This window comes from Streptomyces albireticuli, assembly GCF_021228125.1.
In the GTDB taxonomy this organism is placed as follows: domain Bacteria; phylum Actinomycetota; class Actinomycetes; order Streptomycetales; family Streptomycetaceae; genus Streptomyces; species Streptomyces albireticuli.
On record NZ_JAJQQS010000003.1, the window covers coordinates 95,803 to 109,689 of the forward strand.

A 13,887-nucleotide genomic window follows, 5' to 3' on the forward strand; every position below is an offset into this window, starting at 1 on the left:
CATGAAGGAACCGGTGTTGCGGGCGATCCGTCTTCCTGTGGCCTTCCGTCAAAAGGCCCCGTGGCAGAACGGCCGTCGCATCCGAACGGCCCGCACGCTCCCGGCCCCCACGCCCCAGGCCCTCACGTCATCCGGAGACCTCCCATGTCCCCCAGCGCCTCTCCCGGTCACGCCTCCGGCGGCGGGTCCGGGCGAACCGCCGCCCACCGGTTCACCGTTCTCGGCCCCCTCCGCGTGCACGACGGGCCGGCCGAGGTGCCCGTCGGCGCGCCCCGGCTGCAAGCGGTGCTCGCGGTCCTGCTGCTGCGGGCGCGCACCTCCGTGTCCGTGCGGGACTTGGTCGCCGCGGTCTGGGGCGACGAGGCGCCCCCCGGCGTGCTGGGGTCGCTGCGCACGCACGTCTTCACCCTGCGCCGGCTGCTGGAGCCCGGCCGGGCCCCCCGCGCCGCCGCGCGCACGCTGGTGACGACGGACGACGGCTACGCCCTGCGCGTCGCCCCGGAGGACGTCGACGTGACGGTCTTCGAGCTCCGTACGGCCGAGGCGCTGCGGGCCCGGGCCGCCGGTCGGCCCGAACGGGCACGGTCACTGCTCGTCTCCGCGCTGGACCTGTGGCGCGGCAGGCCGCTCGCCGGTGTGCCCGGCCCGTACGCCGAGGCCCAGCGCACCCGGCTGGAGGAGCTGCGCCTGTCGGCCGTCGAGGCCCGCTGGGAGGCCGAGATCGCGCTGGGCGGGCACGACAACGCGCTCGGTCCGCTGCGCGCGCTGGCCGCCGAGCACCCGTGGCGCGAGCGGGTGCACGAGCTGCTGATGACCGCGCTGCACCACGCCGGACGGCAGGCTGACGCACTCGACGTCCACACGCACGTCCGCCGCGTGCTCGCCGAGGAGCTGGGCACCCGCCCGGGTCCCGGCCTGGACCGGCTCCAGCGGAAGATCCTCACCGCCGGACCCGGCGGGCGGGCGGACGACGCGGCCGGGACCGGCGCTCCGCCCCGGTCCTACGGACCGGCCCGGCTGCCCCAGGACATCGCCGACTTCACGGGCCGGAACGACGAGGCCGACCGGCTGTGCGCCGCGCTGGAGAGCGACCGGACCGTCGCCCTCGGCTCCATCAGCGGCATGGGCGGCATCGGCAAGACCGCCCTGGCCGTCCGCGTGGCCCACCGGACGCGCCACCGCTTCCCGGACGGGCAGCTCTACGCGGACCTGAGGGGAACCGACCCCCGGCCCGTGGAGCCCATGGAGGTGCTGGGCCGCTTCCTGCGCGTCCTCGGCGTCCCCGCCGGTCACCTCCCGGCGCTCCCCGGGGAGCGGGCCGCCCTCTACCGCTCCCTGCTCGCCACCCGGCGGGTGCTCGTCCTGCTGGACAACGTCCGCGACCTGGCCCAGGTGCGCGACCTGCTGCCCGGCGCGCCCGGCAGCGCGGTGCTGCTCACCAGCCGCTCCCGGCTCGCCGGTCTGACCGGGGCCACCCTGGTGGACCTGCGGCCCATGGGACGGGCGGAGGCCCTGGAGCTGCTGACCCGGATCGCCGGCGGACGGAGCGTGTCCGCCGAGCCGGAGGCCGCCGCCGAGGTGCTCGACGCCTGCGGCCGTCTGCCGCTCGCCATCCGCATCGTGGCCGCCCGGCCGGACCGCACGCTCGGGGAGACCGCCGCGCTGCTGGCGGACGAGCGGCGCCGCCTCGGCACCTTAAGAGCGGAGGACACCGCCGTGGAGACGACCTTCCGGCTCGGCATGGAACTGCTGGACGCCGAGCGGGTCCGCGCCTTCCGGCTGCTGGCCCTGCCGGAAACGCCCGAACTCGGCGTGCCCGCCGCCGCGGCGCTGCTCGCCCGGCCGGAGCGGGAGGCGGAGGAGCTGTGCGAGTCGCTGGTCGACCTGAGCCTGCTGGAGTCGGTCGCCCCCGGCCGCTACCGCTACCACGACCTGCTCAGGCTCTTCGCCCGTCAGACGGCGGTCGCCGAGGTGCCGGACCACGAGCGGACCGCCGCGCTCGCCCGCCTGCTGGAGTTCTGCCTGGCCACCGCCCTCGACGCCCACCGGACGTCGCTGCCCGACGACGTGTTCCCCGGGAACGCGGCCCCGCTGCGCTCCGCGGGCCTGGTCTTCCCCTGCCCGCGGGAGGCCACCGCCTGGCTGCTCGACGAGCAGACGTCGCTCCTGGGGCTCGTCGAGCAGGCGGCGGGCGACGTCTCCCTGTCGCTGACCGTCTGCGCGGACCTGTTGCTGGCCGCGGACCCGCTCGGCCGTCTCGGCGCGCAGCCCTACGGCATCGAGCGCGCCGCCCGGATCCTGGCCGAGGCCGCGCGCGCCGCCGGACACCGCACCGCGGAAGCACGCGCCCTGTACATGCTGGGCAGCTCCGTGCAGCACCGCTTCGCCATGCGGCTCGGCGGCCCCGTCCTGGACCGGGCCGCCGAGCTGTGCCGGGCGACGGGGGACCGGACGCTGCTCGCCCACGTCCTGATCACCCGGGGCGGGGGCGCGCTGGCCCTGCGCGACTTCACCACCGCGCACGCCTTGCTGACCGAGGCGCTGACCCACGGCAGGGCCCTGGCCAGCCGCGGCGTCGAGGCGTACACGCTCGGTTTCCTCGGCCTGGCCCTGCTGGCCACCGGCCGGGCCGAGGAGGGACTGGCGCGCTGTCGCGAGGCCGTCGCCGTCACCCGGGCGACCGGGGACGTGGCGGGTCAGGCCAACGCGCTGCACAACCTCGCCCAGGTCTGCCTGCGGACCGGGCGGATGCCCGAGGCATTCGACCATCTGCACGAGAGCCTGCGCCTGTGGCGCGGGACGGGCTCCCGCTTCCGCGAGGGCCTCCTGCTCGGCGCGATCGCCCAGGCCCACAATCTGTCGGGCCGGCCCGTGGAAGCCGCCGAACACGCCGCGCGGGCCCGGGACATCGCCGAGGCGCGCGGCGACGCGGGCATCCTCGCCCGCGCCCTCGCGCAGCTCGGCCACGCCCACCGGGCCCAGGGCGACACCGACCGGGCCCGGGAGCACTACCACCGCGCGGAGGGCGTCTTCCGCGAACTCGGCCTGCCCGACGCCGACGACATCGCGCGGCACCTCCGGGAGCTCTGACGCACGGCGGTGGGGGAAGAAGGCCGCGCCCCCCGGCGGGGGAACCGGGGGGCGCGGCACCTCGGCGGGACGGGGAAGTCGTCCCGCCGAGGGGCTCAGCGCTTGGGGATCTCGTCCCACAGCTGCTGAGCGGTCTTGCCGGTACGGGCGCGCCACCACTGGTCGTCGCCGTCGTACGAGCCGTCGTGCCCGGCCACGTTCAGCTTGCGCACGATGTCGCCGTCGTAGTGCGTGGCCACGTGGTCGAGGAAGTACGCCGTCGTCTTGTAGGCGTCGGTGTACTTGTCGGAGGACCGGACGAAGGGGAGCCCGCCCTTCTCGAAGTGGTAGTTGCGCACCCAGTCGGCCACGCCCTCCACGAAGTACCCGGGCGCGCTGCGGTTCTGCTGGATGATGTGGACCTGCTCGTGAATGAGGAAGCCCGCGTCACCGGGGTTGCGGCGCACGTAGTCGGGGTTGACGCTCACCATGCCGCCGGAGGCGTAGGCGACACCGGTGTTGGACCGGTCGAGCACGATCCGGTACTCGGCGGGCGCCGCGTAGGCGTCGCCTATGATCAGCGCGACCGTCTTGGGGAACCAGGTCTCCAGCACCGGCTTCTGCGCCTCGAGCCAGCCGGCCAGGTCGGGGGCCTGCCCGGCGTCCAGCGTGATCCGCACGCCCTGGCCGCCCGGCTGCCGCGGCCGGGAACCGACGGGCTGCAGCTCCCACCGCTGGCCGGGGTCGCCCTGGTCCGGGCTCCGCAGGGCCAGCGCGACGCCCTCGCCGACGGCCGTCAGAAAGCGGTCGCCCTCGTTCTCGCGCACCGACTTGATCCGGTACCAGCCGCCGCCCGTGTCCTCGAACAGCCAGCGCTGGTTGGCGTCACCGTGCTCGGAGAACAGATGGGTGACCCCGGCGCTGAAGTCGTAGTCGAGGACCATGGCCTGGCCGGGGCCGTGGGTGCCGTGGGTCAGTCCCGTCTCCAGCAGCCACGAGCCGTTGTCCTTGGCCCAGAAGACCCACTGCTGTGCCTGCGACCCGTTGGGCTTCCAGCCCTGGATCCGGTTGCCCGCCGTCGTCCGGCTGGAACTGACGTCGGCGGTCAGGCCGTTGCCGGAGCGGAGGATGAACGACTGGCCGTTCTGTGGGGTGACGGACATGCCACGGCCACCTTTCGTCGTAGAGGTGTGGAAGAGGGAGGGGGTCAGCCGGCGACGCGGAAGCCGTGCTCCGCGCCGAGCTTCTCGAGGCTCGTACGGCCCGGGACGCCGTCGGCGTCGTCGCCCTCGTAGCCGCAGCGGCCCTGCCACTCGGCATAGGCGTCCTGGGTCCTGGTCCCGAAGGAGCCGTCGACCCACTCGGCGGACAGCAGGCCCTCGGCCTGGAGCGCCCGTTCCACGACGAGCACGTCGTCGCGGTGCGAGGTGGCGCCCTGCGGGGCGTCCGGGTCGCTCCCGGCCGCGGCCAGGATCTTCGCCAGGCTGACCTCGGCGTCCCCGGATCCGGACGGGGCGGACTCGTCGTCCGCGGCGTCCGGGGCGTCGCCCGAGCCCGCGGCGAGGATCGCCGAGCGGTCGACCGGGCCCGGGTCCCAGTGGTCGTTGCCGGGGACGTTGGCGTGCCCGTAGTGGCCGCCCTCGGAGTGCCAGGTGTCGCTGTCCCGGTCGGTGGAGTCGGAGCCGTCGGTGGCGAGGTCGCCCGCCGGCCAGACGTCCGGGACGCCCCAGGAGCGGGCGGCGTCGAGCAGCGCGGCGAAGTTCGGTCCCGGCCGCCAGTAGTCGGTGAAGGGCTCGCTCGCCCGGGCCAGCACCTCGACCTGGACGCAGACCCTGCCGGTGCGATTGGTGCGGTCGTCGCCGTCGTTGCGCAGGGCGCGGGCGCTCTCGTCCAGCGGACCGAACTGGCCGATGCGGTCGGTCGTGGGGTCGTAGAGCACGTGCGGCTCGGCGCCGATCTCGATCAGGTAGTCGGCGGTGGAGTCGAACTCCGCGTCACCGGCGCCGCTCTCGGTGGTGTGCCAGACGATGCGGGGCGGCTCGTCGGGGGTGTCCATCGCGCCGCCGATGTCCCCGCCGCCCAGACGCTCGGCACCGGGGATCCATGTGATGCCCATGGGGTGTGTGCTCCTCGTGCTTGCGGGGGGTGTCAGTTGGTGAAGGCCTGGGTCCAGCGCCCGCCGTTGCCGGGGGCGAAGCCGGCGCCGAAGCGGCCGTACTTCGGGTCCAGGATGTTGACGCGGTGGCCGGGGCTCTTCATCAGCATGTCCATGGCCTGGCGCACATCCGTCACGGGCGCCGCGTTCTCGGCACCGGCGAAGAGGTTCTGGACGCCCGCCTCCCGGAAGCGGTCGAAGAACTCACTGCCGTTCGAGCCCTTGTGCCCGAGGAAGTTGTTGCGCGCCTGGTCCTCCGAGTGCCGCTGGGCCGCCAAGGACAGCCGGTCGTCGAGCCGCAGCGGCGGCACCCCCGCCTTCGCCCGCTCCTGGTTGACCAGGCTGAGCATCAGCTCGACCGCGGAGCCGCCGGCGCCGGGCTGCGGCTGCGGCTGGGGCTGCTGACCGGGCTGTCCGCCCTGGCCGGGGGAGGAGACGCTCTCCAGCCGCCACCGCTGGGCGTCGCTGCCCGGGTCGGACTTCCACATGCCCAGGACGCGGCCAGCGCCGTCGGCGGTCAGATAGGCGTCGCCGCCCTCCGTGCGCAGGCTCTTGAGGCGCACGTGGCCGTCACCGGCGTCCTCCAGCCGCCACAGCTGGTTGGCCTGCCCGTGCTCCTCGACCAGGTGGGCCCGCCAGTTGGTGAAGTCGTAGTCGAGGACCATGGCCTGGCCGGGGCCGTGGGTGCCGTGGGTCAGTCCCGTCTCCAGCAGCCACGAGCCGTTGTCCTTGGCCCAGAAGACCCACTTCTGTGCCTGCGAACCGTTGGGCGACCAGCCCTGGATCTTCGTGCCCGGTGCCGTGCTGCTGTGGTCGACGTCGGCGACCACACCGGTCGCCGAGCGAAGGACGTACGTCTGGCCGTTCTGCGGGGACATTTTTCTCTGCCAACCATTCTGGAGCGCCGCGCATTTCTATGGCGCAGCGTCGTGTGAATTGCTCTGGGAGCAGCCGAACCTTTTCGACGTCCAGAATTCTGCCGGGCTCCGATCCGTGGCGGATCAACGCGACATCAATGCCGATCAACGCGCCGTTGAGCGCCCCCGGGAAAACGTTCAACGGGAGTCCGAAGGGGCAATTCCGGCCTCGGTGTGGCATGGTGATCGACAGCTCGCAGCCCGCGTCGGAGGCGGCGCACGCCCCTGTCGTGCCCTCTGTGCGCCCTCGCGCGAGCGTGTGTTCCGCCGCGATCGCGGTCGCCGCGGAATTGTTCATTCTCAAAAATCAGGAGAGGTAAACCATGTCCGGAGCCAGGGAATTCATCAGTGTCGCCCGGGAGGAGATCGGGTATCAGGAGGGTTTCTCCGACGGGCACTGGGACAACGACAACAAGTTCGGCCGCTGGTACGGCATGAACGAAGAGGCGTGGTGCGGCATGTTCGTGAGCTGGGCCGCGGACCGCAGCGGGAACGGCGACATCGTGCCGCGCTACGCGTGGTGCCCGGCGGGCGTGGAGTGGTTCCAGGAGCGTGACCGCTGGAGCGCGTACCCGGCCGTCGGCAGCGTGGTCTTCTTCGGCCCCGGCGGCGGCTCGCACACCGGCATCTGCATCGGGTACACGGACGACGAGATCACCACCATCGAGGGCAACACCAACGACTCGGGCTCGGCCGAGGGCGACGGCGTCTACCTCAAGACCCGGCCGCGCAAGTCCTCCTACGTCTACGGGTACGGCATCCCGGACTTTCCGGAGGGCGCCGTCGTGGCCGACCCCGACTGGAAGGGGCGCCCCGGCGTCGTCCACTTCGGCGAGCAGGCCGACGAGTCCGACATCCCGGCCGGCGGCGACACCTCCTCCCGGCCCGTCGCCCGGGACGAGGACCGGAAGGAAGAGGACGGTGACTCCTCCCGCCAGGTCGTGATCGACGGTCTGGCCTACGGCCCCGGAAGCAGCGGCGAGCACATCACCCGCCTGGGAGAGATGCTGGTGCGGGCCGGCTGCGGCGCCTACCAGGAGGGCCCCGGCCCCGAGTGGACGAAGGCCGACACCGAGTCGGTGCGCCGGTACCAGCAGAAGATCGGTGACACCGGCGCCGACGCGGACGGCATACCGGGCCCCAGGCAACTGGAGCGGCTGACGGCGGAGTACGGGCGGACCCGAACCGTCACGGTGCGGGAGGGCGACACGCTCTCGTCCATCGCGGCGGCCAACGGCGTCCCGCTGTCCCGGCTGACGGCGGCGAACCCGCGGATCGCGGACCCCGACGCGATCGCCCCGGGGGACGTGGTCGCGCTTCCGTAGCCACCGGTCGCCTCAGCGGATCTGCCTGACGTCGGGGACTGGAATGCCCTGATGCGGGCCAACGGGACCTTGGATCAAGCGTGTTGACGGAAGCGGTCAGTCCGCACGCTGGAACCAGGTCCCGTTGCCGTGCCGTGATCTTTCCTCTCCTCGGCGCCGGGTCTTATATCCACCCAAATCGCACCCTCATCCTCCGGATTCGTGAAGGGTTACGGCGGCTGACGCCTCTTGATCGTGTGTCACTAATGTGTCTAGAGTGTGTCTACGTTTGGATTAATGCCAGTGACATATGCCGAGTTGACTGTGTTGGGGGGCCGTCAAGCGTGAAGCCGACTCGGGACAGCTCCCCGCGTCCACCAGCCATCGCCGGCTGAAGCTCCTCCAGTTGGCCACGCGGGCCCTCCGTCCGGGCCGGCGCCACCCGCTCGCGCTTCTCCGACGCCCCAGAATCGACGGCAACCGCCGCCCCCAGACACCCCGTAGCCGAAACCGACGGAGACCCGACCGCATGGATACGAATCGATCGTATGTTCTTCTCTTAGGGCTCGGGACGAGCTACTTCTTACGCGAGCGATCCTTCTCGGGCGCCAAGGACGCGAGTTCCATGCCTGTGTGGATGACAGCGCTCGATCCGCTGCGTTCCCCGCAGCGCTTCTTCGACCGAGTGATAGCGGCGGACGACGGCTACGCAGATTCCGTGCTCGCGGCGGTGGCCGAGTGGAAGGAGCGCGGCTGGGACCTCGCGGCGGTCGTGCCGGTCAACGACTGGGGTGTGCCGTCGGCGAGTGCCGTCGCCAAGAAGTACGGGTTGCCCGGACTCTCGGCCGATTCGGCACATGTCACACGCGACAAGTACGCGATGAAGGCGCGTTTCGAGGCGGCGGGTCTGCCGACTCCGCGCTCCATTTCCGTCACCTCCGAGGCGGAGATGCTCGCGGCGGCCGAGGAGATCGGGTTCCCGGTCGTCCTGAAGCCCGCCGACTTCAGCGGCAGCGGCGGGGTCAGCCTCGCCCATACACGTGCTGAGGCGATCGCCGCGTTCGCGTCCTCGGTGGAGCACATCGACCGCTACCGCGACGTCTTCCCCATCGACGGCTCCCGCTACATGGTCGAGCAATACGTGGACTCCCAGGAGGAGATCTCCGTAGAGGTGCTGTGCCACGGCGATCGGCGCATGACGCTCGCGATCACCGAAAAATATCTTTCGGCGCCCCCTTTCTTCGCCGAGGTGGGGCACCTCGTGCCCAGCCACCGTACGGGCGATACGGCGCTGACGACGTTGGCGGAGAAGGCGTGCCAGGCCCTCGGAATCGATCACGGAATCGCGCACGTCGAGATCAAATTCGACAGCAAGGGTGCTCCGTGGCTCATCGAGGCGGCGGCTCGCCCCGGCGGTGACGGCATCATGGACCAGGTGGAGCGTGCCTACGGGTACAACCCCTACACCCTGCATGTGGCCTCCTACCTGGGGATCGACCCTTTCCCGCTGGTGCGGACCGAACCCCTCCGCAGCAGCGCCGTGGCATTCCTCAAGGCGCAGCCGGGGGAGCTCACCTCGGTAAGGATCCCGGAGAATCTTCCCGAGAGCGTGGTCTCCGTCTCCGTGTCCAAGAAGCCTGGTGACATCGTGAAGCCCGTCGCCGACTGGAGTACCCGGGACGGCGTGATCGAAATGGTGTGGAACGAAATCTTCACCGAGCGCATCACGATGCCTGTTGAGATTGCGGACGCACTCTCCGGCGAAATCTTCGGATGATCAGAGATTGAGGGCATGAGGAAGGTCTCGCCGGGGCACCTATGATCCGCTATACCATTGTTTCGACTCTGTACCGCTTCTTCGCAGGCACTTTCCTCGTGGTGGTCAACTGGCAGATCGCCACGGCGGAAACCGGCGGCTACTGGCGGCTGGTCGTCTCGACGCTGCTGTCGTACGTGCCGGCGCTGGCGGTGCCGCTCGTGATCCGCCGCATAACGATGTCGGGGCAGCGCCTCACAGTGCTGTCGCTGCTCTATGTGGCCGTGGTCTCGCTCGCGGTCAGTTTTCTGGTGGAGAACGCCACCGCGCTGGTCGTCGCCAACTTCTTCATGTGGGTCGGCTTCTTCTCCCTGGAGGCGAGTTGGGAAAGCTGGTTCAACGAGGAGAAGCGGCGGCAGGATGTGTCGTGGGCCAGCTCCGTCACCATGTCGGGCAATCAGGCGGCCCTGATGATCGGGCCGCTGTTCGCCCCCGCGATCATTCACCTGGTGGGCACCCGCGGCATCGTGCTGGCCCTGACGGCGGGATTTGTGCTGGTCGCCGCGCTCAGCTGGGCGGGCGCAGGTGCTGCCGTGGTCGCCGACACGGGTGGCGAGACCGAGGCCGGTCCTCAGGCGAAGCCCGCGGCTCCGCTGCGTCTGATAGCCACGTTCGCGCTCGTCTGGCCGGTGCTCGGCACGTTCAACCTGATGTTGCCGCTCCAGGTCAGTGACCGCGGCGCGGGCCTTGTCACGGTCGGCATCGTCGACGCCTGCCTGGGAATCGGCGTCATCGTCGCAGGTGTGGTGCTGGCCCGCGCGAAGCTGCCCTCCGCGGTGCTCTCGACGCTGGTGATCGCCTGCACCCTGGTGGGCGGGGTGTTGTGGGCGCTGCCGGCGGGTGGAGCCGCAGTGGTCACGATGGCGCTCTCCACCTTCGCGCTGGGGGCCGGCTTCGGCGCGCTGCGCATCGCGCTGCGGGAGTACACCGCCACCCACTACGACTCCGCCGTCACCAGCCAGGCGGTCGCCCTCGGCAATGCCGCGGCGATTCCCACCCTGGCCGTCGTCTTTCTCGTCTCGGGCGCGGCGCAACCGCTGGTGTGGGTTGCCCCGTTCCTGCTCGTCATCGTTATGTCCTACTCGTTCCGAGGAATCCGGACATGGAAAACATCGTTGAAGACCTAGTAGCACTCCGCCTCGATCCCGGCACCGTTCGGGACACCGACCCGTTCCACGGCCTCGTCGTCGCCGCCGAAGGCGTCACCAATATGGAGGCAGCACGATTACGTGAAGCCACCGAAATTCTTGAAGCCATTGCGCCCAGCGCCCTCGCCCCCGAGTACCGCACCACTCGCGAGGCGGTGCTGAGCTGGGCACGTGGGGATCTGGTGAGCGCTCGCGAGATGCTGGCGAGCGGCCTGCGAGACTCCGGTGGAGAGCATGCGCTGCTCACCGGGTTCCTCGCCCATATGGCCGACTTCTCCCTGGGCGACAATGAGGGACTCCTCGAGACCGGCCTCGCCCTCGTCGAGCTGCGCTCCACCATGGCCCGCCGCGCGGCCGGCCTCAGCGACGGCCTCTTCGCCTTCGCCCTGGAGGAATGCGGGCACTATGCTGCCGCGATCTCCTCCGCGGAGCGTGCGATGAGCATCAATCATGATGACGTCTACGCACTGCATGCCAAGGTGCACGTGTTGCAGAGGCTGCGCGAATTCGAGGCGGCGAAAGAATCCATCTCCCGCTACTCCAACGGGTGGGGAGAGACGGAGCCGATGCGCATCCACATGTGGTGGCACTTCGCCATAGGGCTGCTCGGTGAGGGTGAGTTGGACGAGGCTCTGCGCTGCTACCAGCTGGAGGTGCGCCGCAAGACGAGGGCGGGAGCCCGGGAGGACCTCGACGCGGTCGCACTGCTGTGGCGGCTGGAGATGCTGGGCGGGCCGGAGCTCTCCGAGATGCTGGTGCCCCACTGGCTGACGCTCGCGGAGGCATGGGCCGCCTATGCGGCAGACCCCAATTACATCTTCAACGATCTACACGCCGCGATGGCGTTCGCGAAGGCCGAAGACCACCGCCGCTTCGACAGGATCGTGACCTCCTGCCGCGCCCGAGAGTCATCGGAGTTCTTCCACTCGGTGTGCCGGCCGCTCTTCGACGGCATCGCGGCCTTCGCGCAGCGCGACTACGCGACCTCCGCCCGGGAAATGAGCTTCGCCCTGGAGCGGCAGCAGTTGGGCATCGGCGGCAGCAAGGTACAGCAGAAAATCTTCCATTGGACCAGGGATGCGGCCGATGCCCATCTCCGCGGCAGCAACCCCCGTGACCTCCTCAGTTCTCACACCCATGCACGAACGAACGGAGTAATGGACAATGACTCAGAAGATCACCGTCCTCATGGACGCGCAGGAAGTGGTGCAGCTCGACTATCCGGAGTCGGCATCGCTGACAGTTAAGCAGGGTCGGCTCGGTTTCTACCGTCTGCCCGATGACGGTTACTCCGAAGAGGAGCTGCGCGAAGGCGTGGCGGTCATCGGCGTAGGTGAGAAGATCAGCGTTACGGCGGGGGAGAAGCTCCTGCTGACGGCCGTGCAGCCGGATACGGAGTACGTCAGCGACGGCGCGGCGGAGCCGCGGCAGCGCACGATCCCGGCGGACTACCCGATTGTCTCGGCGATGCAGAAGTACGTTGCCGAGAAGGGCTACTACTTCGGCTACGAAGACCGCTATGCAAAGGTCTACGAGCACGGCGCGGTATCTTGGGAGGCGCTCTCCGAGAACGCGAGCCTGCGCGAGATCCTTGCGCGGCACCCGGAGATATTCGAGGGTGACATCCTTGACCTGGGCACAGGTGAAGGCCGCGACAGCCTCTTTCTGCTGCGCAGCCGGATCGGTCGCAGCGTGACCTCTTTCGACGTTTCGCACAGCGCCCTGGAAAATGCGCGCGGACGGGCACGGGAGGAGGGGCTTCCCACCGATGGATTCATCGAGAAGGACATCATCTTCCTGCGTGATGTGCCGGCGGATTCCTTCGATGTGGCCCTCAACATGGGTGCCCTGCACATGCTCGACCGGGCGGAGGACCGGGCGCGTCACATCGCCCGTGTCTTCGACGTGCTGCGCCCCGGCGGCCACTTCGTCGTCGACCACTGCGCCTCGGACTGGGGCCGTGGCTTCCACACCATCAAGAACTACGATGAGATCGCTGCCGACCTGGTGCCGGGGCGCACCATCACGCGCTACGTCGAGATCGATGGCGAGCGTAAGTCCATCGACCTCGAGGTGTTGCACTACTCCGAGCGTTCCCCGGAATCGCTGCTTTCCGAGTTGACCGCCGCGGGCTTTGAAGAGTTCGCACGCCTCGAAACCGACACGGAAGCCTTCGGCAACTCGACACTGCAGGTAGTGCGGAAACCCCGGAAGGGATGCTAGGCAGATGACACCCGAGAACCCTGGCACCGCATCGGCCAAGGCGAGTGTGCTGGCGGTGGCGAAGGACCTGGCCGAGGGCGCGATCGCGCGTGACCTCAACCGGGAGCTGCCGCGGGAGCAGGTGCGTGCCGTAGCCGACGCGGGTTTCAGCCGGCTGCGCATACCGAAGGAACTGGGCGGTGACGGACTCACGATTCCCGAGTGGGGAGACGTCCTCATCGAGCTGGCCGCGGCCGATTCCAACATTCCGCAGATCTTTCGGGGCCACATCGCGTTCGTCGAGGACATAGTGCACCGGCCCGACGACGAGTACCGCAAGCTGTGGCTGAGCCGGCTCCTTGACGGGGAGATGGTGGGCAACGCCTGGGCGGAGGCGGGCCCGATCGCGATGGGGCAGAAGAACACGCTCTTCACCTGGAAAGACGATGAGCTGACGGTCTCCGGTCAGAAGCACTACACGACCGGCTCCACCTTCGCGGACTGGGCGGATGTGTCAGGAATCCACCAGGGGCAGAGCGTGGCTGGATTCGTCTCGATGCATCAACCGGGCGTCACGGTTCATGACAACTGGGACGGATTCGGCCAGCGCACTACAGGCACGGGCACGTTGTTCCTCGACGAGGCGGGTGTCGACCCCCGCGATGTCGCCCCCCTCGGGGATCGCATTCGCTATCAAGCGGCGCTCTACCAGTGGATACTGCTCGTCGTGCAAGCGGGCATCGCGGTTGCCGTTGAGCGGGACATCACGGAAGCGGTGCGGAGCCGCAGTCGTAACTATTCGCACAGCTCCGCTGATTCCGCCAAGGACGACCCGAACATCCAGTCGATCGTGGGGGAGATCTCCTCCATAGCCTATACGGCGCGGGCGCTGACCCGAGGCGTGGCGGAGGCCTTGCAGCGGGCCTCGGAGACGGGCGTCGCCGGGCGTGATTCGGAGGAGGACCGCGAGGCGAATCTTGTCGCGGAAATCCGCTCCGAGCAGGCACAGGTGATGCTTTCGGAGTTGGTACCGCGCTCGGCGACCTTGCTGTTCAACGCGCTCGGTGCCTCGGCGACGAGTTCCGGTCGCGATCTCGACCGGCACTGGCGCAACTCAAGGACGGTCGCCAGCCACAACCCCGTGATCTTCAAGCAGCGGGCCATCGGAGACTGGCTTCTCAACGGTACTCCGCCGCCCGTCGACTGGAATGTGGGAACCCCCTCCACGACGCAGACGGCGACCGCCGATCCGAAGCCCGTGTGATACCGGGTTGTT

At 69.7% G+C, this 13,887-nt stretch carries 10 protein-coding genes; 7 read left to right on the forward strand and 3 right to left on the reverse strand.

The features are described from left to right. Positions 1-144 precede the first annotated feature (144 nt). Complete coding sequence (locus tag LUZ64_RS05230) at positions 145-3,090, forward strand: AfsR/SARP family transcriptional regulator (RefSeq protein WP_095583024.1); 2,946 nt, start codon at positions 145-147, stop codon at positions 3,088-3,090. Positions 3,091-3,185: 95 nt separating this feature from the next. Here the strand turns inward: LUZ64_RS05230 and LUZ64_RS05235 are convergent, their stop codons facing one another. From LUZ64_RS05235 to LUZ64_RS05245, 3 genes are read right to left on the reverse strand one after another with little or no spacing between them, the layout of a single operon-like run. Then, a complete protein-coding gene (locus LUZ64_RS05235) occupies positions 3,186-4,232 on the reverse strand; it encodes a basic secretory protein-like protein (protein ID WP_095583023.1) in 1,047 nt (348 codons plus the stop codon). Positions 4,233-4,276: 44 nt separating this feature from the next. Next, the gene (locus LUZ64_RS05240) at positions 4,277-5,185 is read right to left on the reverse strand and encodes a peptidoglycan-binding domain-containing protein (protein WP_095583022.1); all 909 of its coding nucleotides are present in this window, start codon (positions 5,183-5,185) and stop codon (positions 4,277-4,279) included. A 32-nt stretch (positions 5,186-5,217) separates the two neighbouring features. Next, positions 5,218-6,102, reverse strand: coding sequence for a CAP domain-containing protein (locus LUZ64_RS05245; protein WP_095583021.1), 885 nt, complete (start codon positions 6,100-6,102; stop codon positions 5,218-5,220). 362 nt (positions 6,103-6,464) lie between these two features. On the opposite strand from LUZ64_RS05245, the gene LUZ64_RS05250 reads away from it, so the two are divergent. From LUZ64_RS05250 to LUZ64_RS05275, 6 genes are all read left to right on the forward strand, one after another. Continuing rightward, positions 6,465-7,466 (forward strand): peptidoglycan-binding protein, encoded by a 1,002-nt coding sequence (locus LUZ64_RS05250; RefSeq protein WP_095583020.1) that lies wholly within the window; start codon positions 6,465-6,467, stop codon positions 7,464-7,466. Positions 7,467-8,082: 616 nt separating this feature from the next. After that, positions 8,083-9,222: an ATP-grasp domain-containing protein gene (locus tag LUZ64_RS05255; protein WP_232389792.1), complete on the forward strand. Its 1,140-nt coding sequence runs from the start codon at positions 8,083-8,085 to the stop codon at positions 9,220-9,222. Positions 9,223-9,263: 41 nt separating this feature from the next. After that, a complete protein-coding gene (locus LUZ64_RS05260) occupies positions 9,264-10,388 on the forward strand; it encodes an MFS transporter (protein WP_095583018.1) in 1,125 nt (374 codons plus the stop codon). Continuing rightward, on the forward strand, positions 10,364-11,656 hold the full coding sequence (locus LUZ64_RS05265; protein ID WP_095583017.1) for a tetratricopeptide repeat protein: 1,293 nt from the start codon (positions 10,364-10,366) through the stop codon (positions 11,654-11,656). Before LUZ64_RS05260 ends, LUZ64_RS05265 begins: the two co-directional genes overlap by 25 nt. Further along, positions 11,574-12,632 carry a class I SAM-dependent methyltransferase gene (locus LUZ64_RS05270; RefSeq protein ID WP_232389791.1) on the forward strand — a complete coding sequence of 353 codons (1,059 nt, stop codon included), beginning with the start codon at positions 11,574-11,576 and terminating at the stop codon, positions 12,630-12,632. The genes LUZ64_RS05265 and LUZ64_RS05270 overlap by 83 nt, the downstream gene beginning before the upstream one ends. Before the next feature lie 4 nt (positions 12,633-12,636). Beyond that, a complete protein-coding gene (locus LUZ64_RS05275) occupies positions 12,637-13,875 on the forward strand; it encodes an acyl-CoA dehydrogenase family protein (protein WP_095583016.1) in 1,239 nt (412 codons plus the stop codon). Positions 13,876-13,887 lie beyond the last annotated feature (12 nt).